Source organism: Pusillibacter faecalis (genome assembly GCF_018408705.1).
Taxonomy (GTDB): domain Bacteria; phylum Bacillota; class Clostridia; order Oscillospirales; family Oscillospiraceae; genus Oscillibacter; species Oscillibacter faecalis.
The window spans coordinates 2,357,618-2,383,213 of sequence record NZ_AP023420.1 but is presented as its reverse complement, the minus strand read 5'-3'; the positions used below and the strand labels follow the sequence as shown (position 1 = coordinate 2,383,213).

Genomic DNA, 25,596 nt, shown 5'->3' with positions numbered 1-25,596 from the left:
ATGTGAGAATGAGGAGTGATTTAAAAATGCCAGTCTCTTTGCACCTTTCTGATCATAATCCTGACATGAACGAGAGTCTTGAGCGTTGTATAGAAAAAGCAATGCTGAACTTGCTGGACGAATGTGTGTTTGGTGGTATTATGATCACTTATAATACCCCAGGTTTCCCCCTCTATTACATAGATGACAGGATGCTGTCTTTTCTGAATTACCCAAGTCGGGCACATCTCATCACTGCAACGAAGGGAGCTATGATCAACTGCATTCGGACAGAGGACCGGGAGAGCCTGCAGTCTGAAATTACACAGTCTCTTCTCAGCGGAAACAGTTATACAACAACCTATCGGATGCTGTGCAGAGACAAAGGCTACATCTGGATAAAAGAGACCGGGGTGCAGACGGTCTTGCCAAATGGAGAATCAGTTCTGGTCAGCCTATGCTTGGACATCACTGGGCAAATGGAGGCGCAGGCTGAATTGGAATCCATCGTCCAGTGTCCTATGGGTGGAATTTTCCGTGCCAGAATGGATCGGGATTTCACCTTAATTTATGCAAACGATCACTATTATGCTCTACATGGCTTCACGAGAGAAAAGTTGCGCAATGAATTCAACAACAGGACGATCCAACTGGTCCATCCAGCGGATATCCCTTGGATTGAGCAACGGCTGCGCAAAGCTGTAGAACAGAGGGAGCAAACCGTCAGCCTGGAATACCGTGTGGTTCGGCCCGATGGTGGGATCGTATGGTTGCTGATGAATGGCTCCTTGTCTGAACAGCAAGGGAACATGCTTCTCACCGGTATGGTCATCGACATCTCGCATCAAAAGTTCATGGAGGAGCGTCTATGTTGCAAAAGTCGGCGTCAGCGTGCGCTTTGTGCCAAAAATCAGGAGGATCTCAATTAAGTACCAGTCCCGCCTCTTCTGAATGCGTATTTGTCACCACCAGAGGTAGAATTGAGCTCCAGGTTGCGTAATGGAAAAGCAGAGTTTCCGTTCCGCAAACAAGCTGTATTCTCCAGAGCAATAGAACAACGTATGGCTTGAAAATCGGCGGGAGACTGTGGTCTATCCCACGAGGCATTTGAGTGCTGTCAGTTACTGGTTTCAAAAGGATATGCACACCCTTCCGTCCAGCGTGGCCGCAAGTCCACGCAGAATAGCCAGACGGATAAAAGAGATGGAGCCGGCCAGTGTCTGCAACGCCGCAAGGCAGGACTATATGAAACTCCATAAGGCAAAAATGAAATGGTATGTTCTACTAGCGATAGGGCCAATCAAATCCGGGGCAGCGATATTATGGTCACAGGCTGGGAGAACTCTATTGATAATGTCTGGGTGATCTCAGCCTTGTTTCCACGCAAAATCGCCGCATACAAACATGTCTAAAAACGCCCTAACTCATCACTTCCACTTTCAAGACGGCTTGGTCACAGGGAACTCCAACACTCATTTTCACAGTGACCGAGGCTCCCTCTCATCGTTTCAGGCAGCTGCTTTATCATACAGTCCTTCTCCCATTCAGCAAGTCCACACACATGACAACGTCGTTGCAATGCTTTCCTTACTACCTTTAAAAAGGGGAAATCCTGCCAGATAGGGTATATATTTCATAAGCAAATTCTAAGCTTGGAATTACTTCCTACATCGCGTTTTATAACGCGTACACATCTATCGCACATTAGAAGGACTTGATTCCATTGTCAGGTAGAAGATGTTTTCGTGAATGGCACCAGGAAAGTACTAGTGACACCAGAGGGACGAATCACATCGACCACACATTTTGTAGCACTTCAATTTTGTTCTACTTGTATTTTGTAAATGGCATCAATCAAAAATAAGGGAGGAGCCAGTCCTTGATATAGCGGGGCTTTGCCGAAAATAGCCCTACCTCTTCCGAAGAATAAACCAATTGTTCGGAAGAGGTAGGGCTGTTTATCTGAAAAGGGCAACCTTCCCGATAACGGAAAAAAGTCTTCCACAGGGCGGTCCGCCCACTGTGAGCCCAGCGCAGTGGGAACAGAGGTGCAAGGAAGCGGGCAGATGACGTTCTTTTGTTCCGCAGGAATAAAAGAACGTCGGAGCAAAGCGGTCTTTGCTCCGACGTGGTGACCCGGCGGGGATTCGAACCCCGGACCCACTGCTTAAAAGGCAGTTGCTCTGCCGACTGAGCTACCGGATCATTGTATTGATATCAGGAAACGCCAAATATGGCGAAACAGTCAGTGGCTGGGACGGCTGGATTCGAACCAGCGGGTGAGGGAGTCAAAGTCCCTTGCCTTACCACTTGGCGACGCCCCAATCTTGGAAAAAAACAGGGGATCGGGGCAGCCCCGATCCCCTGCCATTGTCTGGGGTGGGTGATGGGACTCGAACCCACAACACCTGGAACCACAATCCAGTGCTCTGCCAATTGAACTACACCCACCACATTGACGCGGAGTATTGCGCTGACCATCACTCCTTGAGAGAGCTGGTACGCCAGAAGGGACTCGAACCCCTGGCCCACTGCTTAGAAGGCAGTTGCTCTATCCACCTGAGCTACTGGCGCGAATGTATTGGAGCAGGTGACGAGAATCGAACTCGCATCCCCAGCTTGGAAGGCTGGTGCCCTGACCATTGTGCTACACCTGCATCCGCCCCCCGGGGAAACCGTCAGCTTGGATATGATAGCATGAAATACACCTTCTGTCAAGCGGTTATTCCATTTTCCGCCTGGATTTTTTCATTGGCACAATGAGTGGAACGCTTGGAACACCGTTTCTCCCAATTTTCCCAGCCGCTCTGGATGCCATTGGACGGCCCATACCGGTAGTGTCCGGTGGCACAGTGCCTCTATGACGCCGTCATCCGTCCACTGGATAGCCTGCAGTCCTGCCCCAAGGCGATCCGCCGCCTGGTGATGTGCGCTATTGACCACGCAGGTTTCTCCGCAAAGTTCCTGCAAAGGCGAGGTGGCAGTCCGGACACGATGCCGCCGGTCGACGCCGTCACAGGCCCCGTGTTCCGAAATATCCTGACACAGAGTACCGCCAAAAAACACATTCACGGTCTGCAGTCCCCGGCAGATTCCCAGCACCGGGCGCCGCAGCGTTGTAAAATATTCCATCAGTGCCAGCTCCGCCGCATCCCGTTCCGGCTCCAGCCCCCGGGAAGCAGTGTTCTTCTGGCCATAGCGCCAAGGCTCCAAGTCTCCGCCCCCTGGCAGCAGCAGAGCGGCGCAGTCCTCTGGATCGCCTCCAAATTGAACCTGGTCTCCCGCGAGCTCCACCGCACGTTGGTAGTTTTCGTACCGAGATGCGTTTCCCCAGATATATATTGTCATAAAGTTCCTCCATTCCGCCGTATGCGCCATCATAACCCGATGCTAAAGCAAAGGGACACCGGCCCTTCTCCGCATTCTATGCGAAAAAACGGTTCCTGCCCCCGCCTCTTTTCCGCATTTCTTGGAGTCATCCCCCATTTTTTATAAAATGCATTGTTTTGGGAATTGCAATTTTCGGGAAAAGATGTATGATAGAGATAACGAACATTCCGTGGAGGCATCTATGACAGAACCCACATTGGTGATTATGGCTGCCGGGATGGGCAGCCGCTTCGGAGGGCTTAAGCAGGTAGCACCGGTAGACCGGGCCGGTCATCCCATCCTCGCCTTCTCCCTGTACGACGCTTGGCGCGCCGGCTTTCGCCAGGTGGCCTTTGTAATCAAGCGGGAGCTGGAAACGGAGTTCCGGGAGCGGGTCGGCCGCCATGCAGAGGAGCGCTTTCAGGTCCTCTATGTCTTTCAGGACCTCGACCGCCTGCCGGCGGGCTTCCAAGTGCCGGTGGGGCGTGTAAAGCCCTGGGGCACCGGTCATGCTGTGGCTTGTTGTCAGGGGATGGTGACAGGTCCCTTTGCAGTGATCAACGCTGATGACTTCTATGGTCCAAGCGCCTTTTCTGCTGTCTATAGCTATCTCATTGCCAACGCTGTAGACAACCGTTATGCTATGGTTGGCTACCGTCTGCGCAACACCGTGACGGAGCATGGGTCTGTTTCCCGGGGAATCTGTCAGGTTCGGGACGGGTTCCTCTCCGGCATCACTGAACGGACCGAGCTCTATAAACGAGGAGACCACGCCGCCTATACGGAGGATGGCAAAACCTTTGTGGACCTGCCGGGTGACACGCTGGTATCCATGAATCTGTGGGGCTTTTCCGCCGCATTCCTAGAGGAGCTGTGGGCGCGATTTCCGGTCTTTTTGAAAGAAAACCTGCCGCAAAATCCGCTCAAATGCGAGTACTTCCTGCCACAGGTGGTCAACGCCCAGCTGGCGGACGGCAGTGCCGCCGTGCAGGTCTTGCCCTGTGAGGAGAGCTGGTACGGCGTTACCTATCAAGAGGATCTGGATACCGTACGGCAGGCTATCGAGCGCATGGAGCGGGAAGGGACCTATCCGGAAACACTGTGGGGATGAGACAGCCCCCGCATACAACGTAAGGAGGAATCATCATGACAGTATTCGTAACTGGCGGCGCCGGCTATATCGGCAGCCATACCTGCGTAGAGCTTTTGGAACAGGGAATGGAGGTCGTGGTGGCTGATAACCTCGTGAACAGCAGCGCCAAGGCTCTCAAGCGAGTTGAGCAGATCACCGGAAAGACCCTGACCTATTACCAGGCGGACATCCGGGATCAAGCCGCTTTGGACCGCATCTTTGAGGCTCACTCCGTCGACTGCGTCATGCACTTTGCCGGCCTGAAGGCCGTGGGCGAGTCTGTGGAAAAGCCTCTGGAGTATTACACCAACAACCTGACCTCCACGCTCACCCTCTGCAAATCTATGGCGGCCCATGGCGTGAAAAAGATCATTTTTTCTTCCTCCGCCACCGTTTACTCCGGAGATAACGAGGTTCCCCTGCGGGAGGATTCCCGCATCGGAAACTGCACAAACCCTTACGGCTGGACGAAATACATGTCCGAGCAGATCTTGCGGGACATTGCCAAGGCAGACCCGGAGTGGTCCGTGGTGCTGCTGCGGTATTTCAATCCCATTGGCGCCCACCCCAGCGGTCTCATTGGCGAGGACCCCCGGGGCATCCCCAATAACCTGATGCCCTTTATTGCCCAGGTGGCCGTCGGCCGCCGGGACCACTTGAACGTCTTCGGAAATGACTATGACACTCACGACGGAACCGGCGTGCGGGATTATATCCATGTTGTGGACTTGGCCCGGGGACACGTGGCGGCCATCAACTATATGAACGGCCATCCCGGAGAGAGCGTCTTCAACCTGGGTACCGGAACTGGTTACAGCGTGCTGGACATGGTGAATGCTTTTCAGCGGGTCACGGGCCAGAAGATCCCCTATGAGATCACCGCCCGCCGCCCGGGCGATCTGGCCACAGTTTACGCAAGTCCCGACAAGAGCGCGGAGCTCTTGGGCTGGAAGGCGGAATACGGCTTGGATGAGATGTGCCGGGATACCTGGGCGTGGCAGTCCCAGAACCCCAACGGCTATGGCGAGGAATAAAATCAAGGCCCCAGCGCATGTAGTACATGCGCTGGGACCTTTTTGTAGTCTGTTCAGCGTCCAATGATCTGCCCGCGGCGGTGCATGTCCGGCGAGCGCAACTTGATGCCGGACACAACACCCATAGCCATATACAGCGTCAGGATGGAGGAGCCGCCATAACTGAAAAATGGCAGTGTGACACCAATGGTGGGCATCACAAAAAGGCACATGCCAATATTGATCACGGTCTGATAGATCAGCATAGCCGCCACACCCACGCACACGTAGCACTGGAAGGAGGTCTGGCTATTTTTTGCCACCAGCAGAACCCGAACAATGATAGCTGAGAGCAGCAGAATGATGAGAAGGCAGCCTATCATCCCCAACTCCTCCCCGCAGACAGAGAAGATGAAGTCCGTCCATCGGTTCGGCAGCGACTGAGGGTAGCTGCTCTGGGTCTGGGTGCCGTTCATGTACCCTTGACCCAGCACGCCGCCTGCGCCAATTGTCAGCAAGCTCCGGCTCTGCTGCCAGCCCACGCCCAAGGAGTCATAGGAGTGGTCAAACAGGACTCGGAAACGATCCATCATGTATGGCGGGATCAGATCCAGTACCCAAGCCGCCACAAAAGCGGCTCCACCCCCTGCCAGCAGCAGTGCGAACCACCGCAAGGCAAAGCCGGCCACAAAGGACATACACAGAAAGATGAAAAAGAACGTCAGAGCATTGCCCATATCGCCGGAGATCACCACGTACCAACCCATCAGAGCCAATGTGTGTCCCGCCACCAAAAAGGCAGAATGAAAGGATTTTAAGTCTCGCTTTTCTTCCCGCAGCCATTCCAGCTGCTTGGCCAGCAACAGAGTAAAGGTGATCTTCACCACCTCCGCCGGGCCGATCTGAAAGGGAATACCGGGGAATTTCAGCCATGCCTGATTGCCGGTGGTACTCCCGCCAACGCCCAGCGGCGTCACCAGCAGCCCGATGAACACCACGTTGAACCCAACAATCCACTTCCACTTCCGCATGACAATCTCAATATCCACCATGGACATGAAGATATATGCGCCGATGCCCAGAAGCATGGCCACCCCCTGGACACCCACATAACGGATCATGCCGGACGTGTCCATATAGCGGGTAGCGCTGGCAATCAGCGCCATGCCGTACAGCGTGGCGAGGCAGCAAAGTCCCAGCAGCAGCAAATCAGCCTGCTGGAAAAAGCCCGCCAGGGTCCCCCTCAGTCTGCTCAAATCCCCTGTCCTCCGTACATTGTGTTCCACACGTCCTCCGCCTTTTGGCAGATTCCCAGTATGAGACAGTATACCACAAGAAAAAAGGTGTGTAAACGCTGCAAATTTCTTTTTACACTTCGTTCAAATTGTGGTAACATAGGAAATAAGGCAATACTTTGGAGGCTGCTATGGACTATCTCACCCACAATGAAACGGAGACAGAGGCCCTGGGTGCGCGTCTTGCCGGGGCGCTCTCCCCCGGCGCTGTGGTCGCATACCGCGGCGGGCTTGGCATGGGCAAAACCGCCTTTACCCGAGGGCTTGCCCGGGGGCTGGGATATGTCGGCCGGGTCACAAGCCCTACCTTCACCATTGTCAACGAGTATGAGGGCGGTCGGCTCCCCCTGTTTCACTTTGACATGTACCGGCTGGGAAGCGCGGAGGAGCTCTTCGATATTGGTTGGGAGGACTATCTGGACCGGGGCGGCGTGTGCGCTGTGGAGTGGAGTGAGCAGGTAGCAGAGGCCCTGCCCCCTGAGACTGTGTTTGTCGCCCTGACCCGCCACCCGGAGAATCCCTCCTGGCGAACCATTACCATAGAAGGAGCCTTCCTCCCATGAAAATCTTAGCACTGGAAACCTCCGCCAAAGCCGTCTCCGCCGCAATCACGGAAAATGGCGTGGTTTTGGCCTCTGGCTATCAGGACACCGGGCTTACCCACAGCCGGACCTTGATGCCGATTGTGAAGCACCTCTTTCAAAATACAGGCATAGCACCTCAAGAGCTGGATGCCGTCGCGGTGGCGGTGGGCCCCGGCTCCTTTACCGGAATCCGCATCGGCGTGTCTGCCGCCAAGGGGCTGGCCTTTTCCCTGGACAAGCCCGCCGCCGCCGTGTCTACCCTGGCTGCTATGGCCCGGAACGCAGCGTTTGCAGGCGGGCTGATCCTCTGCGCTATGGACGCCCGGCGCGGCCAGATTTACAATGCGGTCTTCTCCGCTGAGGGCGGCGTACTGACCCGCCTGACTCCGGACCGGGCCATTTCCCTGGCGGAACTGGCGGAAGAGCTGCGGCCGGACGCCCGCCCCAAAATCGCTGTGGGAGACGGGGCCCGCTTGTGCGCGGACTTCTTAAATCAGACCGGTATTCCCTGCCAGCTCGCTCCGCCTCACCTGATGATGCAAAATGCCATGTCGGTTGCTCTTGAGGCTGAGGCTCTGGCTTTGGAGGGCCGGTTGGTGGATGCCCAGGCGCTGCTGCCGGTCTATCTGCGTCCGCCCCAAGCGGAACGGCTCCGGAAGGCCGAGAGGCGTTAAACAAGCTTTCATTTTTTAGGAAATTTGACATAAAGGAGAACTGATGATGAACGGAAAAGTACATGTCATGGATCACCCCCTGGTTGCCCACAAGCTGACCATCCTGCGGGACAAGGATACCAGCGTTAAGGATTTCCGGGAGATCGTCTCTGAGATCGGTATGCTGATTACCTATGAGGCCACCCGGGACCTGCCTCTGACGGAAAAAGAGGTGGAGACTCCCATCTGCAAAACCACCGCCCCCACCTTAAAAGGCAAAAAATTCGCGGTGGTCCCCATCCTGCGGGCCGGCCTGGGCCTAGTGGACGGTGTGCTGCGGATGGTTCCCTCCGCCCGGGTGGGTCACATCGGCATGTTCCGTGACGAGGAAACCCTGGAGCCTCATGTCTATTTCTGCAAGCTTCCCAAAGATGTGGCCGAGCGGGATATCATGGTGGTGGACCCCATGCTGGCCACCGGCGGCAGTGCAGATGCCGCCATCTCCGCTTTGAAGGAGCGTGGCTGCAACAACATTAAACTGATGGTCCTAGTGGCCGCACCGGAAGGAATCGCCCGCATCCAGTCCTCCCACCCGGATGTGGATATCTTCTGCGGCGTAGTGGACAAGGGCCTCAATGAGCGGGGCTACATCGTTCCCGGTCTGGGAGACGCTGGCGACCGGATCTTCGGCACAAAGTAATTCATGGAGGCCGGACGCTTTTCCATTGTGGTGGGGGACATTACCCAGTCGGATGCAGAGGCCATCGTCAATGCCGCCAACACCACGCTGCTGGGCGGCAGCGGCGTGGACGGGGCCATCCACGCTGCCGCAGGGCCGGGGCTTTTGGAGGAGTGCCGTACCTTGGGCGGCTGCGAAACCGGGCACGCCAAGCTCACAGGCGGCTACCGCCTGCCATCGCGCTATGTCCTCCACACTCCCGGTCCTATCTGGCGGGGCGGTGGGCACGGCGAGGCGGCCCTGCTGGCCTCCTGCTATCGCTCTTGTCTCACTTTGGCGGCGGAGCACGGCATTCAGACGGTGGATTTCCCTTCCATTTCTACAGGAGTCTATGGCTACCCCATGGCCCAGGCCGCTCCGGTGGCGCTGCGGACAATCCTGGACTTTTTGTCAGACCACGAGCTGCCCCGGCAGGTACGGCTAGTATGCCGCCGGGAGGAGACCGCCGCCGTATACCGCCAAGCCTGGAACCTCTGGTATGCTGAGAGCAAGGCGGATCGAATGGTCTAAAATGAAAACAGCGGAGACAACATGTCTCCGCTGTTTTTTATTTCCGAGGCACTATGACACCCTCTTTTTTATAAATGCTTGCCGGCGGCACCGCGCCCCGGACGGAGGACACCGGATAGACATGGGTATCCCGCCCAATCACCGTGCCAGGGTTCAGCACACTGTTGCAGCCGATCTCCACGTAGTCCCCCAAAACGGCGCCAAATTTCTTCCGCCCCGTCTCGATGCGCCTCTCGCCGTCCCGCACCGCAACCAGGGTCTTATCTGACTTCACATTGGAGGTGATGGAACCAGCGCCCATGTGGCTCTTGTAGCCCAGGATAGAGTCCCCCACGTAGTTATAGTGGGGGGTCTGGACGCCATCAAAGAGAATGACGTTTTTCAGCTCCACAGAGTTGCCTACCACACAGCTTGCCCCCACCAGAGCGGAACCTCGGACAAAGGCTCCGTGGCGGACCTCCGTCTCCGGCCCGATGATGCAGGGTGCTCCCAGATAGGCCGTGGGCGCCACCTGGGCACTTTTGTGAACCCAGACGCCAGGGAGGGGATGATCATAGTCCTCCTCCGGCAGCGCCGCCCCCAGAGTGAGGATCAAGTCCGAAATGCCCTCCAGGGCCTGCCAGGGATATACAAACTGCTTGAGATACTCTCCCGCCAGGGTGTGGGAAAGATCCAGCAAATGGGTGGTACTCAGTTCCATCATGTGTTCCTCCTCAATGGGTCATTTGCAGAGTATTATATCCCAAAAAATCTGCCTCCGCAAGAGAGGCGTTGCCTTTAGGTGGGGTTTGCGGTAAAATGACCCCATCACCAACAAAGGAGCGCAATCACATGAAATATCTCATCGCATCCGATCTCCACGGCTCTGCCCGCTACTGCCGCGCCCTACTGGAAATGCTCCGCAGGGAACAGGCTGACCGGCTAGTGCTGCTGGGAGACCTTCTCTACCACGGCCCACGGAACCCGCTGCCGGAGGAGTATGACACCCAGTCCGTTGCCGCGATGCTGGGCGGTGTTGCAGAGCGCGTGCTGTGTGTTCGAGGCAACTGCGACAGCGAGGTGGACCAGATGATTCTTCCCTTCCCGATGCTGGCGGACTACGCCCTGCTGTCTTTGGAGGGTGTGGAGCTCTTTGCCACCCACGGCCATCTCTATGGGCCGGACGCTCCACCGCCTATACGCTCGGGCAGTTTCCTGTTGTGCGGCCACACGCACCTGCCGGTGCGGCGGGCGATCGAGGGCTTCACCTACCTCAACCCCGGCTCCCTGGCCCTGCCGAAAGAGGGCACGCCCCACAGCTGCCTGGTGTTGGAAAACGGCATCTTCACCTGGCGGGACGTCGTCAGCGGTGCAGCCTTTGAGCCCTTGAGCTAAATAGGCGGTTTTCAAACGCCTCCTTGCCGGACATACTATTGGCAAAGGAGGTGTCCTATGAAATCCATTTGGACAAAAACTGCTGCACTTCCTGCCTTTTCCGTCCTGGAGGGCCATCAACAGGCAGATGTTGCTGTGATTGGCGGCGGGCTTGCGGGGATGCTGACTGCCGCAGCCCTGCGGCGGGAAGGCGCCGAGGTGGTCGTCGTGGAAGCGGATCGGATCGGAGGCGGACAGACTGCCGGGACCACCGCCAAGCTGACGGCACAGCACGGGCTGAAGTACCACCAGCTGATTCAAACCCTGGGAGCCGAGGCCGCTGGCCAGTATGCCCGGGCCAATCTCGCCGCGGTAGAACGCTTGCGGCAGCTGGTACGGGAGTGGTCCATTGAGTGTGACTTTCAGGACTGCACGTCGTTTTTGTACGCCGTGGGCGCCCCCGGTCCGCTGGAGGAAGAGCACGACGCCTGTCTTGCCCTGGGCATGGATGTCTTTCTCACCCGTGACACAGAGCTTCCCTTTGCCGCCCAGGCTCTAGGGTTGCGGAATCAGGCCTGCTTCCACCCCCTTCGGCTGCTTGCGGCCCTGGCCGAGGGGCTGACGGTTTACGAACACAGCCGGGTACTCACCGTGGAGGAGCACGCGCTCTCCACGGAACGCGGCAGCGTAAGCGCTGAACGCATTGTGTTTGCTTGCCACTATCCCTTTATCAATATGCCGGGGTATTACTTCACCCGCCAGCACCAGGAACGCAGCTATGTCCTGGCCTTGAAGGGTACTAAAAACCTGCAAAACTATTATCTAGGCATTGACGGAGAGGGGCTCTCCTTCCGCTCCTGGGGGGACACACTGCTATTGGGCGGCGGAGGCCACCGCACGGGAGAAAATCGGGAAGGCGGCAAATATGCCCTGCTGGAACAAGCCGCCCGCCGCTACTGGCCGGACTGCCGTGTAGCTGCTCGCTGGTCCGCTCAGGATTGCATGCCGATGGACGGCGTACCCTATCTCGGCGTTTTTGCGGACAGCCGCCCTAGCTGGCTGGTGGCCACAGGCTTTCAAAAGTGGGGCATGTCCTCCTCTGTGATTGCGGCGGAGCTGCTGCGGGACCTGGCTCTAGGGCGGACGTCGCCTCAGGATCTCTCCGTATTTTCTCCTCACCGCTTCCACCTGAGCGCCTCTGCCAAGCAGCTGGCAGAGGACACGCTTCAGGCCGTCCGGGGGCTGAGCCGCCAGCTTTGGAAGCCCGGGCGGATTCCCCTGGAGGAGCTGCCCTATGGCCACGGGGGCATTGTGGAGATTGACGGGGAGAAGTTCGGCGTCTACCGGGACAAATCCGGTGAAATTCACGCTGTGACCGCCCGATGCCCTCATCTGGGCTGTCAGCTGGAGTGGAATCCCGATACCCTGAGTTGGGAGTGCCCCTGCCACGGGTCCCGGTTCGATCTGGACGGTCGTCTGCTAGACGGTCCCGCCCAAGAGGACCTATAAGTTTCAGCTCATAGTAAAAAGGCTTTTCCCACAAAATAAAAACTTGGAAAGAGCCATTAGAAAAGGCCGACGGTTCTTGATGAAAACAAAAATCGCAGGTCCACAGCTTTTGCTGCAGACCTGCGATCATCCTGCTCCCATCCTGGGCGAATGTCAAAAGCAGTTCACTCTACAAAATAATTACCAGAAGACCCGCTGCAAGTCGGTATCGTCCAGTAGCATCGCATACCATCAGCTCCTCCCGTCATACAGGGTGGCTCCTGCAGCTTCACAGCGTTTGCGCTCACCCGCCCTACACCGTTGCCCCAGCCGCAGGAAGCATCTTTTCTGTATACCAATGCCGCTGACCCATCCAATTTTGCAGCCCCACCTCCTTTTTATGCCGCGATCATGCGGATAATGGATACGCCGCTTCGGAGCTGTTCCATACAGTGAACCGTACAGCAGCGGTATCTCTCAAACTTGATCTGAGCCTCCTCCGGGTCTCCATAGACCTTCCAGTAGCCGCAGAGCGAAAAATTTCTTCCCCGGTGGCGGATGAAGCCCTCCACATCCTCCAGCGGGTAGCCCAAAAAGACGCCGATTTCATGGGGAAACTCCTCTTCCAGACACAAACGGCGAGAGAGCTGCCGCAGCAGCTGATCCCCTCCACCCTCTGTCTCATAGCCGCTGCCTTTCAAAAAATTCAGAACAGCTGGCTCTGCCAGCAGGCGAAGCAGTTCTGTTTTTCGATACAAATAGATGAGGCTTGCACCGGTCTTGGGGCAAACCTTCAGTACTCGGACCGTGATGCCGTAAGGCTCCAGCTCTCGCGCCCAGTGAACAGCCGCCTGGACGGATTCTATCCGATCGTCAGCCTGATAGCGAAACAGACTCGCCGGCTTGAGCCCTGTCAACGTCGGTGCACACTGCTCCACCAACAGCTCTTCAAACAATCTCCCCATGTGCGCCTCCTCTATCATTCGAAGATTTGTATAGACTAACTCACCATTAAAAAAGAATGCGTTATCGCATTTCTTTTTTAGTTAGTTCTAACTAACCCCATTTTTAATATATCATACCATTCCCTGTCTGTCAACCTTCTTCCTTGCAATTCCGTGCCAAATCGCCTATACTGGAATCAAGGAGGTTGGCAATGAAGGTTTTAGTACTATCTGATTCCCATGGGAATCTCACCAATATGGTTCGCGCTGTCGAGGCCGAGTCTCCCCATATGATTGTTCACCTGGGTGATGGTTGGCGTGAGGCGCGCCAGCTTCATGGGCAATTTCCAATGCTACCCTTTTACCAGGTTCCCGGCAACTGCGACTTTCGTCCGGGTGAACCAGCGGAACAGCTGCTTTTTTGGGAAGAGAAGCGCGTCCTGATCTGCCACGGCCACACCTATGGCGTGAAACAGTCCCTGCTTCGGGCCGGATATGCCGCCGAGGAAGAAAACCTAGATCTATTTTTATTTGGCCATACCCATCAGCCTCTGGTGGACATGCGGGGTAAAACGCTTTTTTTGAATCCCGGCAGTATTGGCGACCACTTCCGTCCCTTCTATGGGATCATCACGTTACAAAACAGCCATTTGGACGGGCACACGGTTCCGTTGGTCTGATCTCGCGTCCATTTTTATCAAGGCAGCTGGACTGGGATCTCAATCTCTGTAATATACTCATCCAAGGTATCAATGACCATCTCATTGATACCTTTTTCATACGCAAATCCGGATAATCGAAGGCCCTGTTCCCGCGCATATGAGAGAATGTCCAGATAGCGCTCCGGCAAATGCTCCCAGCTCCCCTTACAGAAAGCTCGGAGATAGGAGCCCTTTGGCTGAATATGAAGTCCCTTTTTCCGAATGGGGCCCGGCACCTCCATATACAGCGCGGAATACCTGCTAAAATTCCCTTGATATAGCTGCTCAACCGGCAGGATGGAGCCATACGATGCATCGTGCAAACGACGCAGCTGATAGCCTTTCGCCTCCGCCGTCAGCCTTTCAATGGCTTTTTCCAATGTGATTCCGCAGGAGAGGTCCACTGTCACCAGATAGTGCCGTTCCACCTTGTCAACAACCGTCATTTGAGAAAGGTCCATCTCTCTCAGAATACTCATGTCACGCTGCCTCTCGGACATCATCTTTTTGATCTTTTTCAGGTGTGTTATGGTGTGGTCCAATTCCCTTCCTTTCTCTATCAGCAGCATCTCCAGGGACGCCGCAGAGCGATTCTTGAGAAACTCTTGAATTTCACGAATGGAAACCTGTAATTCCCGCAGCATCAAAATGGTTTCCAATGTAGAGCTCTGCTGGTATGTATAATAGCGATAGCCGTTTTCCCTGACCGCCGCAGGCTTGAGCAGTCCAATCTCATCATACCACATCAAAGTTTTTTTATTGATCTCATGCAAGTCGGCAAATTGTCCGATGGTGAAGAACGTCTCTGCGGCAAAAGACATTTCAAATTCCCCCTTGACCGTACAGTTACTGTCTGGATTATTATAAGCTACCAGAGGACGGATGGCAAGTGGCCTGCTGCCTTTTTCAGAGGGTCATCTTCTCCAAAGCCATCCAAAAAAAGCAGATTGGAGACAAGAACAAATGAAGGAAGAAATCATGTTGCGAACCTTCCACCCAAGCGACCGCGAGGCGCTGGAAACCATTGTGCGGGAAACCTGGCAGTATGATCGACTCTGCTCGCCTAGGACAGCGAAAAAGCTGGCAAGGGTGTATGTAAGCAGCTGCCTTGCCAACCAGACTTTTACACAGGTCGCGCTTGTCCATGGGCATCCTGTCGGCGTCATTATGGGAAAGGATATACGGCAGCACCACTGTCCGCTCTCTCTGCGCCTCCATTGGGTTCTCTCAATCATGTCCCTGTATTTAAGCAGCGAGGGTCGGCGTGTTTCCAAGATCTTCGCAGGCGTCCAAAACATCGACCAGGAGCTGCTTGCCCGCAGCGGAAAAAGCTACTCTGGAGAATTGGCCTTTTTCGCCATCAGTCAGGCATACCGAGGCAGAGGGCTTGGGAAAAGGATGTTCTATATGGCTGTGGAATATCTGCGGTCTCAAAATATCCGGGAGTTCTATTTGTTTACAGATACCAGCTGCCACTATCCCTTTTACGAACATCTTGGCATGACAAGGCGCTGTGAGCTGCAGCACACCATGCAAGTCGCCGGAGAAAGCGAGGCCATGACCTTTTTCCTCTACGACTGCTTCTGTTGACAAAAGCCCTTGTGAAAGGGCGAGAGAGCCTTCTGCTCTCTCGCCCTCTCCATCAGCGGTGCTCAATGCTCATGACCACAGGTATCACAGTGCCCCGCACAAGTCATAAGCGTTTCATCATAGGGAATCCCCTCCCGGTCGTAGTAATCCTTCACAGCGGCCCGCACCGCCTCCTCCGCCAGAACGGAGCAGTGCATCTTATGGGCCGGAAGACCGTCCAGGGCTTCCGCTACTGCCTGGTTGCTTAGTTCCAAAGCCTCCGAAATCGTCTTACCTTTGATCATTTCCGTTGCCATGGAACTGGTGGCGATAGCACTGCCGCAGCCAAAGGTGTTAAACTTCACATCCGTGATGACCTGGGTTTTCGGGTCCACCTTGATATACATCCGCATGATATCACCACATTTGGCGTTTCCCACTTCGCCAACACCGTCGGCATTGTCCATCTTTCCAACATTCCGTGGATGCTGGAAGTGATCCATAACTTTTTCACTATAGAGCGCCATCATATGTCCTCCTTATTATTTTTAGTGATGTCTCTATCCGGCTCAGCCGCAGAACACGAAGTTCTTAATCATGCCAAATCATATCAAATGAGAACGCTGTCCCCTTTCCAGCTCGTCCCAGACCGGAGACATATCCCGCAGATACTGAATGATGCCAGGAACTTCCTTCAAAATATAGTCGATCTCCTCCGGCGTATTGTATTCACTCAGGCTCAGCCGTAGAGAGCCATGGGCCACCTCGTGGGGCCGACCCAGGGCCAGCAGCACGTGGCTGGGGTCCAGGGAGCCGGAGGTGCAGGCGCTGCCGGAGGATGCTGCAATCCCCTTGGCATCCAATAGCAACAGCAGCGACTCCCCTTCAACCCCCTCAAAGCAGACGTTCACGTTCCCCGGTAACCGACGATGTGCGTCGCCATTGAGTACCGTGTGGGGAATCGCGGTCAATCCGGCAATCAGACGGTCTCGGAGGGGCGTCAGGTATGCCGCGTTTTTCTCCATATGAGCGCACGCCTCATCAAATGCCGCAGCCGCCCCGCAGATAGCAGGGATATTTTCCGTGCCAGCCCGCCGGCCCCGCTCTTGGGCTCCCCCATAGATGATGTTCACCAATGGAATCCCCCGTCTGGCGTACAGCACACCGACTCCCTTGGGGCCATGGAACTTATGGGCTGAGAGAGACAGCAGGTCTATGTGCATGGCCTGCACATCAATCGGCAGGTGCCCAGCCGCCTGCACAGCGTCTGAATGGAACAGCACGCCGGCTTCCCGGCACACCTCACCGATCTCCTCTACCGGCATGACTGTGCCGATCTCGTTATTCGCATACATCACAGACACCAGACAGGTATCCGGCCGAATCGCCGCACGCACCTGTTCCGCTGTTACCACGCCGTCCGGCGGGATGTCCAGCAGCGTGACCTCAAATCCCTCCTGCTCCAGCGCCTCCAGGGTATGGAGAACTGCGTGGTGCTCAAATTTTGTGGAAACCAAGTGCCGTTTTCCCTTCCGCGCGCCTAAAGCGGCAGCAGAGCGCAGCGCTTGGTTGTCCGCCTCACTCCCTCCAGAGGTAAAGGTGATCTCCCTTGGGTCAGCATGGAGACAGCGGGCAAAAATATCCCGGGCCTCAGCCAGTTTTTCCGCCGCCCGCTGACCGGGGCTGTGGAGGCTGGACGGATTTCCATAGACTTCTTGAAAGCAAGGTATCATCGCCGCCAGAGCCGTATCGCCAAGCCTGGTGGTAGCCGCATTATCCGCGTATACGTTCATCGATATCCTCCTATTCCTATCTTTTTACTATGATATACTCATAGCACATATTTTCCCACTTGTCAAGTAGGATTTCAAAAACACTCTTCAAGTGTTCTCCACCTGCTGCCCCCTTTTGAAATCGACAGGTAAATAGGATGCCGGCAGTCTTTCATGTTGGCAGAGCAATTGTTGCCTGATGTGCCTTCTCTAGATTGAGGGACCGATCAAAGCTCACTTCCTATCTAAAGGGGCATCTCCGATTTCCGGAGATGCCCCTTTTCTCTTTGATTCGCAGCTATATAAAGCTTTTGTTTCCCTGAATCCAAATTACCCAAAAACAGCGGAGAATCGATGCCTTTTCCCGTACACAGCCCCTCTCGGCAGCCCTGATACAGGCTTTTCCACTCGCCCTACAGGATGCAACTCTCCCAGCGCTCTCCTGCCTGAGGGCCAGCAGTTTCTCAGCTGCGGTTTTGTGCGTTATAGGCTTGAATGCCGTGGCCCAGCACCTCTACAGCCCGGCGCAGTTTCTCCGCTGCCGTAACATAGGCGATGCGGATCTCGCTGCGGCCTTTGCCGGGTGTGGCGTAAAAGCCCTCGCCCGGGGCGTACATCACCGTCTCCCCATGGTCCTCAAATTCCTGTAGCAGGAAATACTGAAGCTTTTCGGCGTCATCCACCGGAAGCGTCACCATCAGATAAAACGCGCCCTCCGGATGGGAGAACTGAACACCGGGAATCTTCTGGAGCTCCTCCACCACAGCATCACGGCGATGCTGGTATTCCGCCCGGAGTCCGGCATAGTACTCCGGTGTCATAGAGCGGTATAGAGCTGCGGCACCCACCTGATCCAGCGTGGCGGCACAGAGGCGTCCCTGGGCAATTTTCATAGCGTGCCCCATCAGCTCCCGATTCCGAGAGACGATCACCCCAACTCGGGAACCTGTGGCGGAAAACCGTTTGGAAACAGAGTCCACAATCGCCACATGCTCCGCAGCGTCCTGATACTCCAACATCGAGGATGGTGTCTGACCGCCGTAGACCAGCTCCCGGTAAACTTCATCACTGATGAGAAATAGGTTGTGCTCCTTAGCAATGTCTACCAGCAGCCGCCGCTCCTGAGCCGTCAGCACCACGCCAGTGGGGTTCCCGGGGTTGGTCACAAGAATGGCCCGGGTGCGTGAGGTAATGCGGGGCTCAATCTGCTCCCGGGTCGCGTAGCGGTAGCCCTGCTCTGGCTCCGTGGGAATCGGGCGGATTGTTGCGCCTGTAACCCGAATAAAGGTGTCATAGTTTGGATAGTAAGGCTCCGGCACCAAAACCTCGTCCCCCTCCTCCAGGATACAGGAGAAGAGGATCTGCAGCGCCTCACTGCCGCCGTAGGTTGCCAGAATATCATCGCAGCTGACCTGGTAGCCTAAAGATAGGTAGTAATCCCGCGCGGCTTCCAGATATGTCTCTACACCGGGAGAGGGTGCATAGGCCAGAACCTTTTCCTGGTAATTCTGCACAGCATCAAAAAATTCCTTGGGGGTCTCAATATCCGGCTGACCAATATTCAGGTGATAAACCGTCCGGCCCTTGGCCTTTGCCTCCATCATGTAAGGATGGAACTTTCGGATCGGGGACAGGGAACAGGACTCAATTCTGCTGGAAAATTTCATACATGTATGCCTCCTCGTCTGCATATTCGCGGCTTTGAGATAAAAAAAGCGCCCCTGACCTGTGTCAGGGGCGGAAAATACTCCACGGTACCACCCTGATCTGCCCTTAGGCATCTCATGTCATCTCATAACGGGGATGAACCGTCCCACTCCTCGTGGGCCGCTCCAGAGTGGCGCGCTTTGCGGCGTAGGCTGAGGGCTTGCACCAATCCCCTCTCGCTGAAAGCCGGTTTCACAAAGCTGGCTCTGTCATTGCATTTCTGTACGCTTCATTATAGCCCTTTTCCAGCGTTTGTCAAGCAGGGATTTTTTCTTCCTGATCCAGGGAAGATTTCCATGGCACTCCTGGAGGGCCAGAAAAAGAATCACCATTTTGATTGTTCGGCGTTGAAACAGCTCCGAGCCTGTTGTATCATAGGCTCATCAGGATTCAGCGGCCCGGAAGTCTTTTTGCAAGGGATGACGCTATCTTATATGAAATGAGCATGGAAACGGAGGCCCAGAAAATGCCGTATTTTAAATATCAAGGCAAATCTGTTTTTTATACAGAATATGGTCGTGGAACTCCGGTTCTCTTTTTACACGGGAATACAAGCTCGTCCAAAATGTTAAAGCCTTTGATGCCCCTGTATACCGGACAGTTCCGCTGTATTCTGATCGATTTTTTGGGAAATGGCCGGTCTGACCGAGTGGAGTGTTTGGTACGAGGAGGGTCTGCAGGCCATTGCGCTTGCTGAGCATTTGCCGTATGGAAAAACCTTTCTGGTTGGAACAAGCGGCGGGGCGTGGGCTGCCATCCATGCGGCGTTAGAGCGTCCCGATTTATTTCGCGCAGTGATCGCGGACAGTTTCGACAGGCGAACCCTTCACGATCACTTCGCCGATCATCTGCAGGCTGAAAGGAGTGCGGCAAAGGCCGATCCGCAGTCAAGAGCGTTTTATGCGTGGTGTCAGGGACCGGACTGGGAAACCATCGTTGACCTTGACACAGCGGCCCTGTTGCAGCTTGCAGAGGAGAAGCGCTATTTATTCCACAAACCCTTGGCTCAAATAAGGATTCCGCTCCTGTTGATGGGCAGCCGAAGGGATGAGATGTGCCGAAAAAATCTGGAAGAGGAGTATCAGCAAATGGCGGCACACATTCCCCGCGCCACCATTCAGATGTTTGAACATGGAGGGCATCCGGCGATCCTGACAAATGCGGAGCAGGCCGCAGAAGTAATCTGTACCTTCATGATGCAGAGCAACAACGTCTGAAAATTGGATTGACATGAAGAATCGCATGGATGAAAAAGCCGCCTGCAATCAACTTCCCTGTGTCTGCATCGGTGAGGCACACCTCCCCCGGTCCCTGTTTTCTGTCCGCGCTGCCGGGGTCTGCCCCGGCACTCCGTCTGGTAAAGTTTATATGGTATCAAAAACATCTTCCAATGGGTGGAGTCTGAACAGGCAGCTTTATTTTGCCGGCTCTCAGCCGGAAGATGGAACGCCTCATCGTTTGCTTCAGCAGGCGATGCCCTGTGAAAAAACATCGGAAGGATGTGACTCCTGTGAAAACTGTATTTCTCCATGGCCTGGGGCAAACCTCCCATAGCTGGGATCAAATGGCCGAGGCTCTAGGCCCTTCCCTTGACCTCCTTTGTCCAGATCTACCGGGCCTGCTCCGCAGCGGCGAGGTCAGCTATCCAAAGCTCTATGCGGGTGTCTCACGCTATTGTGACGCCCTGCCTGGGCCGTTAAACGTGTGTGGGCTCTCCTTGGGCGGCATTCTGGCCCTGCAGTATGCCATCGAGCACCCGGAGCACATCCATGCCCTGGCGCTGATCGGTACCCAGTACACAATGCCCAAAACGCTGCTGCGCATTCAAAGTCTGCTGTTCCATCTCATGCCTGAACGTATGTTTCCGAGAGACGGATTTGACAAGTCTGCCTTTCTCCATCTGACAAACTCCATGCTGGACTTGAACCTTGAGGCCTCTCTGCCTCGTCTCCAATGTCCTGTCCTCGTCGTCTGCGGGGAGCGAGACACGCCGAACCGCAGGGCCTCCCTGGAGCTGCAAAGGCGGCTTCCCCATGCGGAACTCCGTATCGTTGAGGAGGCAGGACACGAGGTCAACCTGGACGCGCCCCGGAAGCTGGCCGAACTGCTGCGCGACTTCTTCTAATATCGATCCCTCCGCAGCCCGCTATGGCAGGCGGATAAACAGAGGGAAAAACACATATGCAAAGGGAGAGGAACCCTGGCGGGTTCCCCTCCCTCTTTATTAAAAGCAAGATTGCGGGCCTCATTCCTCCACGGGAAATGGCGGCTCCTCCTCACCCTGACCGCCCATTTGCATCTCCTGCCACTGGGCGCGGGTAATCAGCAGCTGTCGGGGTTTAGAGCCCTCGAAGGGACCCACCACACCCCGGTCCTCCATCTGGTCCACCAGACGGGCGGCACGGGAATATCCCAGTTTCAGCCGGCGTTGGAGCATGGAGACAGAGGCCTGTCCAGTCTCCAACACCACCTCTACGGCGGCAGGGAACAACTCGTCCCCCTCATCGGCAGCCGTCAGGTCCGCCGCACCACCCTTAGGCGCTTTCTCCTTTTCCTGGACGGACTCCTCAATTTTGGCGATGACCTCGTCCGAGTACTGCGGCTCACCGGACTGCTTGACAAACTGGACCACCTCTTCAATCTCCTCCGGGGAGATGAAGCATCCCTGCACCCGCTGGGGCTTCCCGCCGCCTAAGGGCGCGTAGAGCATGTCTCCCTTGCCCACCAGCTTTTCCGCGCCGGTGGTGTCCAGAATGATCCGGGATTCCAGGGAGGATGCCACGGCAAAGGCGATGCGGCTGGGGATGTTCGCTTTCATAAGTCCTGTGATCACATCGGCGGAGGGCCGCTGGGTGGCGATCACCAGATGGACGCCGGCAGCGCGGCCCATCTGGGCCACCCGGCAGATGGACTCCTCCACCTCCTTCGCCGCCACCAGCATCAAATCTGCCAGCTCGTCGATCACCACCACAACGCTTGGCAGCGTATCCAGTTCCTCACTGCAGCGGGCCAGACGGTTGAACTCCTCCAGCTTTTTCACGCCGTGCTCGGAGAAAAGCTTATAACGCTTCATCATCTCAAACACCGCCCACTGCAAGGCACCGGCAGCTTTTTTCGGGTCCGTCACCACCGGAATCAGCAGGTGGGGAATTCCATTGTATGGAGCCAGCTCCACCATCTTGGGGTCCACCATGATGAAGCGGACCTCATCGGGCGTGGACTTATACAGTAGGGAGATAATCAGGGAATTGGTACATACAGACTTGCCGGAACCTGTGGTGCCGGCAATCAGCACATGGGGCAGCCGCTCAATATCGCCGATCATGTTCCGTCCGCCGATGTCGCGGCCCAGAGCAAAGGCGGTCTTTGACTTGTGCTCCGTAAAATCCCGGGACTCAATCACATCCCGAATCAGTACCGGAGTCACAGACTTGTTGGGTACCTCGATGCCCACCACGGAAATTTTGTCGGGGATAGGGGCAATTCGGACGCCGGTGGCGCCCAGGGCCAAGGCAATATCATCCGCCAGATTCGTGAGCTTGGAAAGCTTGACGCCCTGCTCCAGCATAAACTCATACCGGGTTACGGAGGGCCCGTGGACCACATCCCCCGGAGCAGCCTCCACGCCGAAGCTCACCAGAGTTTCCGACAGGCGGCGGGCGTTGTTTCTCAGCTCCGCACCGGCCTCCATGTGGTTTTCCTCCTGGCTGGCCTTGAGCAGAGTAATGGGGGGAAACTGATAGGCCGTCTCCTCTGCCGCCAGCTTTTCCGCAATCTCCACCGTCACAGCGGCAGTTTGAGCCGCCACCTCTCCGGCAGTCTTGGTCTTCTCCCGGCGCGGCGGAGGTGCTTCCTCCACTGGGACAGGAGCCTCCTCCACTGGTGCAGGAACAACTTCCAGGCTCTCCACAGAAGATTCCGCCTGCAGGACCTGATCCGGCGTTTTCTGGCGGTCCGACTTATGGCGGAAAAAGCTGGTGAACCGCCCTTCCTGCTCCGGTGTGTTCTCCGCTTCGTCCAGCGGGAAGTCGATCTGAGGCCGCATGGCCTCCTGCCTCCGCCGGGGCGTTGCTTCCTTGGCGGTGGAGCGGACCGGCTGGATTTCTTCCTCCTCATACTGAGGACGCTCCCGGTGCCTTTGGGCCAAATGCTTCAGTGCCGGCCACAGTGCTACCGCCAGCAGTCCCGTCAACAATAGGGAGAACAGGACGACAGACACCACCTTTCCAAACACTGCCAGAAAGCCAATGGCCATCCCTCCGGAAAGGACGCCGCCGGAATGGAGCGCGTTGCCGCTCTCCCAAAGTTTCACCAAAATACCAATGGAGGACTCATAGGCCTCTTTACAAAGAAGCGTGTGCCCCAGGGTTCCGGCAAATAGCGGGGTCAGCAGCGCGCAGACCGCACGTAAAAGCACTGGACGTCCCCGGTGAAGCAATAGAATCATCCCTGTAAGCACCAGCGCCGGCGCCGCCAGCCAATAGCCGTAGCCAAACACCCCTTTGAGCAGGGCTGCCAGCCAGTCAATAAAAAGCGCGTTGGCCCCAAAATACCCCACGCAAACGCACAGCGCCAGAACCAGCAGAATGGAGCCAGTCACCTCGCGGCGAACCGGTCTCTTGGGCGGCGGTGTTTTTGCAGAGCGTGTATTCTTCTTTTTTGTGGTCTTCTTTTGTGTCGAGGATGCCACAGGTCAATCCCTCCGATTTATTTCTGGACCAGGGTCAGAATCAGCGTCACAATGCCGACTGCCCAGCAGTAGTATGCGAAAAATCCAAACTTACCCTTGTCAGCAATCATTTTCAAAAGGCGAATGCAGACATAGCCCACTGCTGCCGCCACTGCAACGCCCACTAAGTAGACTGGCACATCAGCCCAAATGATATCCGTCACCGCATCCTTAAGGCTTAAAATATTCGCCCCAAGAATGGCGGGAATTGACATTAAAAAAGAATAGCGAACCGCGAATCTCCGGTCAAAGCCCACAAAACACCCCGCAGTAATGGTGGTACCGGAGCGGGATATTCCCGGACAGGTGGCGATAGCCTGGGCCACACCCACCAGAAGTACATCTAACAGTGTTGCGGATTTTTCTGTCTTTCGTCCCGGCCGCACCCGGTCACTGGCAAACAGCAGGCAGCCAGTTACAAGGAGCGCTCCCGCCACAAAATACATGTTGCCGGAAAGGCTTTCCACCGCGTCCTTGATAGGCAGCACCGCAAAGAGCGGCAGCGTGCCCACGATGATCAGCAGGATCAGCCTGCGTGCCGGCGGCGCCGGCGTGGGGGTGGAACGCTGCGCTAGGTCCCGCACCCCGTAGAAAAGTTCTATCACCATCTCTCGAATATCTGACCAGTATGCGATAAACACGGCAACCAAGGTTCCCAAGTGCAGTAACACATCAAAAAAACCGGGCACCTCCGATGAGCCGGACATATGCAATAGGTTCTCCGCGATGGCCAAATGCCCAGAGCTGGAGATTGGCAAAAACTCCGTAACGCCCTGAATGAGGCCCAGTAGTATGGCTGACAGCAGTGACAAGATCTTCACACTCCTTACTTGACTCTTCTGCAAATGATAGTATAGCACGAGCAGGCGATAAATTCCAGTCATATTTGCTGGACAGCGGGGTTTCCCGCCCGCAGAGGCAAAATTGGCTGTTGTATCGCATGCAAAAAGGCCCTCCGTCCCACTGGATGGAGAGCCTCTATCCAAAATCTCATTTCATGAAAACCAGTGGCATCCACCCTGCCGCCTATTCACCCAGGGATTCCAGAGCCGCCTTTGCCGCTGCCTGCTCAGCTTCCTTCTTGCTGTGGCCGGAACCAGCACCGATGGAACTGCCGTTCAGCTGTACCTCCGCCCGAAAGGTCTTGGCATGGTCCGGCCCCGTCTCGTCCACCATCTGATAGGACAGCACCTGATCCGCATGGCGCTGTACCAGCTCCTGGAGCGCGGTCTTGTAATCCCTTCGCCGCTCCTCCACCACGCTCTCCCGCTGAACATCCAGCAAACAGCGGTGAATCAGGGCGGAGGCCGCCTCAATCCCACCGTCCAGATACACAGCGGCAAACACCGCCTCTACAGCATCCGCCAGAATGGAGGTACGCTCCCGGCCTCCGCCGGCCTCCTCTCCCCGGCCCAGCTTCAAATACTGGCCCAGGCCCAGGCGCTGCGCCACCTCATAGAGGCTCTGCTCGCATACCAGCGCTGCCCGGATGCGGGTCAAATCCCCTTCTGGAGATTCCGGATGCCGGGTAAAGAGAAACTCCGCCGTTACAAAACCAAGCACCGAATCCCCCAGGAACTCCAGCCGCTCATTGCTGTGAAGGTGTGCGGACCGATGCTCGTTGGCATAGGAGCTGTGATTCAATGCCTCCTGCAGCAGCGCGGAATTTCGGAATGTATAATTCAGTTTTTTCTCCAGTTCCTGCATGGGAGATCCTTTCTACAAGGAAGCCCCGCATGGACGCGGGGCACTTCCTTTTATGATTTCACTTTTGAGGCGATATAATTCACCGCATCACCCACGGTCTTCAGAGTTTTCAGATCCTCTTCCTGAATTTCACCCACCTCAAACTCCTCCTCCATGGCCATGACCAAATCCACCAGGTCCACAGAATCGGCGCCCAGGTCCTCCTCAAAGGAGGTGTCCATAGTCACCTCAGCGGGTTCCATGGCAAACTGCTCTGCCACCAGCTCACTCATTGTTTGAAAAATCTCTTCTACTGACATTACCTTTCACTCCTCCCGGAATTATGGGGCTTCTATCATTGGCATCATACGGC

The 25,596-nt window shown here is 55.8% G+C and carries 25 protein-coding genes and 5 tRNA genes; 13 read left to right on the top strand and 17 right to left on the bottom strand.

Going from position 1 to position 25,596, the window contains the following annotated elements; genetic code table 11:
* Positions 1 to 26: 26 nt before the first annotated feature.
* Positions 27 to 908 (top strand): PAS domain-containing protein, encoded by an 882-nt coding sequence (locus KJS55_RS11840; protein ID WP_213543370.1) that lies wholly within the window; start codon positions 27 to 29, stop codon positions 906 to 908.
* A 1,200-nt stretch (positions 909 to 2,108) separates the two neighbouring features.
* Here KJS55_RS11840 and KJS55_RS11835 read toward each other — a convergent pair.
* The 6 genes from KJS55_RS11835 to KJS55_RS11810 all read right to left on the bottom strand — a co-directional run bounded on the left by KJS55_RS11835 (position 2,109) and on the right by KJS55_RS11810 (position 3,327).
* Positions 2,109 to 2,184: transfer RNA gene (locus KJS55_RS11835), tRNA-Lys, on the bottom strand.
* A gap of 44 nt (positions 2,185 to 2,228) precedes the next feature.
* A tRNA-Gln gene (locus tag KJS55_RS11830) sits at positions 2,229 to 2,303 on the bottom strand.
* A 51-nt stretch (positions 2,304 to 2,354) separates the two neighbouring features.
* Positions 2,355 to 2,430: transfer RNA gene (locus KJS55_RS11825), tRNA-His, on the bottom strand.
* A 46-nt stretch (positions 2,431 to 2,476) separates the two neighbouring features.
* Positions 2,477 to 2,553: transfer RNA gene (locus KJS55_RS11820), tRNA-Arg, on the bottom strand.
* A gap of 8 nt (positions 2,554 to 2,561) precedes the next feature.
* Positions 2,562 to 2,636: transfer RNA gene (locus KJS55_RS11815), tRNA-Gly, on the bottom strand.
* Positions 2,637 to 2,727: 91 nt separating this feature from the next.
* The gene (locus KJS55_RS11810; protein ID WP_213543369.1) at positions 2,728 to 3,327 is read right to left on the bottom strand and encodes a gamma-glutamyl-gamma-aminobutyrate hydrolase family protein; all 600 of its coding nucleotides are present in this window, start codon (positions 3,325 to 3,327) and stop codon (positions 2,728 to 2,730) included.
* Positions 3,328 to 3,550: 223 nt separating this feature from the next.
* On the opposite strand from KJS55_RS11810, the gene KJS55_RS11805 reads away from it, so the two are divergent.
* Together KJS55_RS11805 and galE are read left to right on the top strand one after the other, a co-directional pair.
* Positions 3,551 to 4,459: a nucleotidyltransferase family protein gene (locus tag KJS55_RS11805; protein ID WP_213543368.1), complete on the top strand. Its 909-nt coding sequence runs from the start codon at positions 3,551 to 3,553 to the stop codon at positions 4,457 to 4,459.
* Positions 4,460 to 4,494: 35 nt separating this feature from the next.
* Positions 4,495 to 5,514, top strand: coding sequence for a UDP-glucose 4-epimerase GalE (galE, locus tag KJS55_RS11800; RefSeq protein WP_187032157.1), 1,020 nt, complete (start codon positions 4,495 to 4,497; stop codon positions 5,512 to 5,514).
* Positions 5,515 to 5,567: 53 nt separating this feature from the next.
* On the opposite strand, the gene KJS55_RS11795 is transcribed toward galE, so the two are convergent.
* Positions 5,568 to 6,749 carry an FtsW/RodA/SpoVE family cell cycle protein gene (locus tag KJS55_RS11795; protein ID WP_228300525.1) on the bottom strand — a complete coding sequence of 394 codons (1,182 nt, stop codon included), beginning with the start codon at positions 6,747 to 6,749 and terminating at the stop codon, positions 5,568 to 5,570.
* Positions 6,750 to 6,919: 170 nt separating this feature from the next.
* Here KJS55_RS11795 and tsaE point away from each other — a divergent pair, with 170 nt between their 5' ends.
* Genes tsaE through KJS55_RS11775 form a run of 4 tightly spaced genes read left to right on the top strand, consistent with a single transcriptional unit; the run spans position 6,920 to position 9,274 of the window.
* Positions 6,920 to 7,351 carry a tRNA (adenosine(37)-N6)-threonylcarbamoyltransferase complex ATPase subunit type 1 TsaE gene (gene tsaE / locus KJS55_RS11790; protein ID WP_187032155.1) on the top strand — a complete coding sequence of 144 codons (432 nt, stop codon included), beginning with the start codon at positions 6,920 to 6,922 and terminating at the stop codon, positions 7,349 to 7,351.
* Positions 7,348 to 8,046 (top strand): tRNA (adenosine(37)-N6)-threonylcarbamoyltransferase complex dimerization subunit type 1 TsaB, encoded by a 699-nt coding sequence (gene tsaB, locus KJS55_RS11785; RefSeq protein WP_187032153.1) that lies wholly within the window; start codon positions 7,348 to 7,350, stop codon positions 8,044 to 8,046. The genes tsaE and tsaB overlap by 4 nt, the downstream gene beginning before the upstream one ends.
* Before the next feature lie 46 nt (positions 8,047 to 8,092).
* Complete coding sequence (gene upp / locus KJS55_RS11780) at positions 8,093 to 8,725, top strand: uracil phosphoribosyltransferase (RefSeq protein WP_187032151.1); 633 nt, start codon at positions 8,093 to 8,095, stop codon at positions 8,723 to 8,725.
* Positions 8,726 to 8,728: 3 nt separating this feature from the next.
* Positions 8,729 to 9,274 carry an O-acetyl-ADP-ribose deacetylase gene (locus KJS55_RS11775; RefSeq protein ID WP_187032149.1) on the top strand — a complete coding sequence of 182 codons (546 nt, stop codon included), beginning with the start codon at positions 8,729 to 8,731 and terminating at the stop codon, positions 9,272 to 9,274.
* A gap of 37 nt (positions 9,275 to 9,311) precedes the next feature.
* Here KJS55_RS11775 and KJS55_RS11770 read toward each other — a convergent pair whose 3' ends face one another.
* On the bottom strand, positions 9,312 to 9,977 hold the full coding sequence (locus KJS55_RS11770) for an acyltransferase (RefSeq protein ID WP_207724400.1): 666 nt from the start codon (positions 9,975 to 9,977) through the stop codon (positions 9,312 to 9,314).
* A 128-nt stretch (positions 9,978 to 10,105) separates the two neighbouring features.
* Between KJS55_RS11770 and yfcE the strand changes: the two genes are divergently transcribed.
* Positions 10,106 to 10,648, top strand: a complete 543-nt coding sequence (gene yfcE / locus KJS55_RS11765) for a phosphodiesterase (protein ID WP_187032147.1) — start codon at positions 10,106 to 10,108, stop codon at positions 10,646 to 10,648.
* A 57-nt stretch (positions 10,649 to 10,705) separates the two neighbouring features.
* Complete coding sequence (locus tag KJS55_RS11760) at positions 10,706 to 12,136, top strand: FAD-dependent oxidoreductase (protein ID WP_213543367.1); 1,431 nt, start codon at positions 10,706 to 10,708, stop codon at positions 12,134 to 12,136.
* Between the two features lie 377 nt (positions 12,137 to 12,513).
* Here the strand turns inward: KJS55_RS11760 and KJS55_RS11755 are convergent, their stop codons facing one another.
* On the bottom strand, positions 12,514 to 13,080 hold the full coding sequence (locus tag KJS55_RS11755) for a DUF3793 family protein (RefSeq protein WP_213543366.1): 567 nt from the start codon (positions 13,078 to 13,080) through the stop codon (positions 12,514 to 12,516).
* A gap of 191 nt (positions 13,081 to 13,271) precedes the next feature.
* Here KJS55_RS11755 and KJS55_RS11750 point away from each other — a divergent pair, with 191 nt between their 5' ends.
* Positions 13,272 to 13,739 carry a YfcE family phosphodiesterase gene (locus tag KJS55_RS11750; protein ID WP_213543365.1) on the top strand — a complete coding sequence of 156 codons (468 nt, stop codon included), beginning with the start codon at positions 13,272 to 13,274 and terminating at the stop codon, positions 13,737 to 13,739.
* A gap of 17 nt (positions 13,740 to 13,756) precedes the next feature.
* On the opposite strand, the gene KJS55_RS11745 is transcribed toward KJS55_RS11750, so the two are convergent.
* Positions 13,757 to 14,581: a MerR family transcriptional regulator gene (locus KJS55_RS11745; RefSeq protein WP_187032139.1), complete on the bottom strand. Its 825-nt coding sequence runs from the start codon at positions 14,579 to 14,581 to the stop codon at positions 13,757 to 13,759.
* 142 nt (positions 14,582 to 14,723) lie between these two features.
* Here KJS55_RS11745 and KJS55_RS11740 point away from each other — a divergent pair, with 142 nt between their 5' ends.
* Complete coding sequence (locus tag KJS55_RS11740) at positions 14,724 to 15,350, top strand: GNAT family N-acetyltransferase (RefSeq protein WP_187032137.1); 627 nt, start codon at positions 14,724 to 14,726, stop codon at positions 15,348 to 15,350.
* Positions 15,351 to 15,412: 62 nt separating this feature from the next.
* Here KJS55_RS11740 and nifU read toward each other — a convergent pair whose 3' ends face one another.
* The 3 genes from nifU to KJS55_RS11725 form a co-directional block, all read right to left on the bottom strand.
* Positions 15,413 to 15,856 carry a Fe-S cluster assembly scaffold protein NifU gene (nifU, locus tag KJS55_RS11735; RefSeq protein WP_187032135.1) on the bottom strand — a complete coding sequence of 148 codons (444 nt, stop codon included), beginning with the start codon at positions 15,854 to 15,856 and terminating at the stop codon, positions 15,413 to 15,415.
* A 78-nt stretch (positions 15,857 to 15,934) separates the two neighbouring features.
* Complete coding sequence (locus KJS55_RS11730) at positions 15,935 to 17,122, bottom strand: cysteine desulfurase family protein (protein WP_187032133.1); 1,188 nt, start codon at positions 17,120 to 17,122, stop codon at positions 15,935 to 15,937.
* Positions 17,123 to 17,565: 443 nt separating this feature from the next.
* The gene (locus tag KJS55_RS11725; protein ID WP_187032131.1) at positions 17,566 to 18,768 is read right to left on the bottom strand and encodes a pyridoxal phosphate-dependent aminotransferase; all 1,203 of its coding nucleotides are present in this window, start codon (positions 18,766 to 18,768) and stop codon (positions 17,566 to 17,568) included.
* Between the two features lie 672 nt (positions 18,769 to 19,440).
* Here KJS55_RS11725 and KJS55_RS11720 point away from each other — a divergent pair.
* Together KJS55_RS11720 and KJS55_RS11715 are read left to right on the top strand one after the other, a co-directional pair.
* On the top strand, positions 19,441 to 20,025 hold the full coding sequence (locus KJS55_RS11720) for an alpha/beta fold hydrolase (protein WP_346345691.1): 585 nt from the start codon (positions 19,441 to 19,443) through the stop codon (positions 20,023 to 20,025).
* Positions 20,026 to 20,318: 293 nt separating this feature from the next.
* Entirely contained in the window at positions 20,319 to 20,933 is a 615-nt protein-coding gene (locus KJS55_RS11715; protein WP_213543364.1) for an alpha/beta fold hydrolase, read from the top strand.
* A gap of 120 nt (positions 20,934 to 21,053) precedes the next feature.
* On the opposite strand, the gene KJS55_RS11710 is transcribed toward KJS55_RS11715, so the two are convergent.
* The 4 genes from KJS55_RS11710 to acpP all read right to left on the bottom strand — a co-directional run bounded on the left by KJS55_RS11710 (position 21,054) and on the right by acpP (position 25,543).
* Entirely contained in the window at positions 21,054 to 23,498 is a 2,445-nt protein-coding gene (locus KJS55_RS11710; RefSeq protein ID WP_213543363.1) for an FtsK/SpoIIIE family DNA translocase, read from the bottom strand.
* 17 nt (positions 23,499 to 23,515) lie between these two features.
* Positions 23,516 to 24,358: an undecaprenyl-diphosphate phosphatase gene (locus KJS55_RS11705; protein WP_228300524.1), complete on the bottom strand. Its 843-nt coding sequence runs from the start codon at positions 24,356 to 24,358 to the stop codon at positions 23,516 to 23,518.
* A 205-nt stretch (positions 24,359 to 24,563) separates the two neighbouring features.
* Positions 24,564 to 25,244, bottom strand: a complete 681-nt coding sequence (gene rnc, locus KJS55_RS11700; RefSeq protein WP_187032122.1) for a ribonuclease III — start codon at positions 25,242 to 25,244, stop codon at positions 24,564 to 24,566.
* Positions 25,245 to 25,294: 50 nt separating this feature from the next.
* The gene (acpP, locus tag KJS55_RS11695; RefSeq protein ID WP_187032120.1) at positions 25,295 to 25,543 is read right to left on the bottom strand and encodes an acyl carrier protein; all 249 of its coding nucleotides are present in this window, start codon (positions 25,541 to 25,543) and stop codon (positions 25,295 to 25,297) included.
* Between the last annotated feature and the right edge of the window lie 53 nt (positions 25,544 to 25,596).

What these genes read in the sequence shown, in the direction of transcription:
- KJS55_RS11840 (WP_213543370.1), top strand. Translation starts at nt 27, where the DNA reads ATGCCAGTCTCTTTGCACCTTTCTGATCATAATCCTGACATGAACGAG.
- KJS55_RS11810 (WP_213543369.1), bottom strand. Translation starts at nt 3,327, where the DNA reads ATGACAATATATATCTGGGGAAACGCATCTCGGTACGAAAACTACCAA.
- KJS55_RS11805 (WP_213543368.1), top strand. Translation starts at nt 3,551, where the DNA reads ATGACAGAACCCACATTGGTGATTATGGCTGCCGGGATGGGCAGCCGC.
- galE (WP_187032157.1), top strand. Translation starts at nt 4,495, where the DNA reads ATGACAGTATTCGTAACTGGCGGCGCCGGCTATATCGGCAGCCATACC.
- tsaE (WP_187032155.1), top strand. Translation starts at nt 6,920, where the DNA reads ATGGACTATCTCACCCACAATGAAACGGAGACAGAGGCCCTGGGTGCG.
- tsaB (WP_187032153.1), top strand. Translation starts at nt 7,348, where the DNA reads ATGAAAATCTTAGCACTGGAAACCTCCGCCAAAGCCGTCTCCGCCGCA.
- upp (WP_187032151.1), top strand. Translation starts at nt 8,093, where the DNA reads ATGAACGGAAAAGTACATGTCATGGATCACCCCCTGGTTGCCCACAAG.
- KJS55_RS11775 (WP_187032149.1), top strand. Translation starts at nt 8,729, where the DNA reads ATGGAGGCCGGACGCTTTTCCATTGTGGTGGGGGACATTACCCAGTCG.
- KJS55_RS11770 (WP_207724400.1), bottom strand. Translation starts at nt 9,977, where the DNA reads ATGATGGAACTGAGTACCACCCATTTGCTGGATCTTTCCCACACCCTG.
- yfcE (WP_187032147.1), top strand. Translation starts at nt 10,106, where the DNA reads ATGAAATATCTCATCGCATCCGATCTCCACGGCTCTGCCCGCTACTGC.
- KJS55_RS11760 (WP_213543367.1), top strand. Translation starts at nt 10,706, where the DNA reads ATGAAATCCATTTGGACAAAAACTGCTGCACTTCCTGCCTTTTCCGTC.
- KJS55_RS11755 (WP_213543366.1), bottom strand. Translation starts at nt 13,080, where the DNA reads ATGGGGAGATTGTTTGAAGAGCTGTTGGTGGAGCAGTGTGCACCGACG.
- KJS55_RS11750 (WP_213543365.1), top strand. Translation starts at nt 13,272, where the DNA reads ATGAAGGTTTTAGTACTATCTGATTCCCATGGGAATCTCACCAATATG.
- KJS55_RS11745 (WP_187032139.1), bottom strand. Translation starts at nt 14,581, where the DNA reads ATGTCTTTTGCCGCAGAGACGTTCTTCACCATCGGACAATTTGCCGAC.
- KJS55_RS11740 (WP_187032137.1), top strand. Translation starts at nt 14,724, where the DNA reads ATGAAGGAAGAAATCATGTTGCGAACCTTCCACCCAAGCGACCGCGAG.
- nifU (WP_187032135.1), bottom strand. Translation starts at nt 15,856, where the DNA reads ATGGCGCTCTATAGTGAAAAAGTTATGGATCACTTCCAGCATCCACGG.
- KJS55_RS11730 (WP_187032133.1), bottom strand. Translation starts at nt 17,122, where the DNA reads ATGAACGTATACGCGGATAATGCGGCTACCACCAGGCTTGGCGATACG.
- KJS55_RS11725 (WP_187032131.1), bottom strand. Translation starts at nt 18,768, where the DNA reads ATGAAATTTTCCAGCAGAATTGAGTCCTGTTCCCTGTCCCCGATCCGA.
- KJS55_RS11720 (WP_346345691.1), top strand. Translation starts at nt 19,441, where the DNA reads ATGGCCGGTCTGACCGAGTGGAGTGTTTGGTACGAGGAGGGTCTGCAG.
- rnc (WP_187032122.1), bottom strand. Translation starts at nt 25,244, where the DNA reads ATGCAGGAACTGGAGAAAAAACTGAATTATACATTCCGAAATTCCGCG.
- acpP (WP_187032120.1), bottom strand. Translation starts at nt 25,543, where the DNA reads ATGTCAGTAGAAGAGATTTTTCAAACAATGAGTGAGCTGGTGGCAGAG.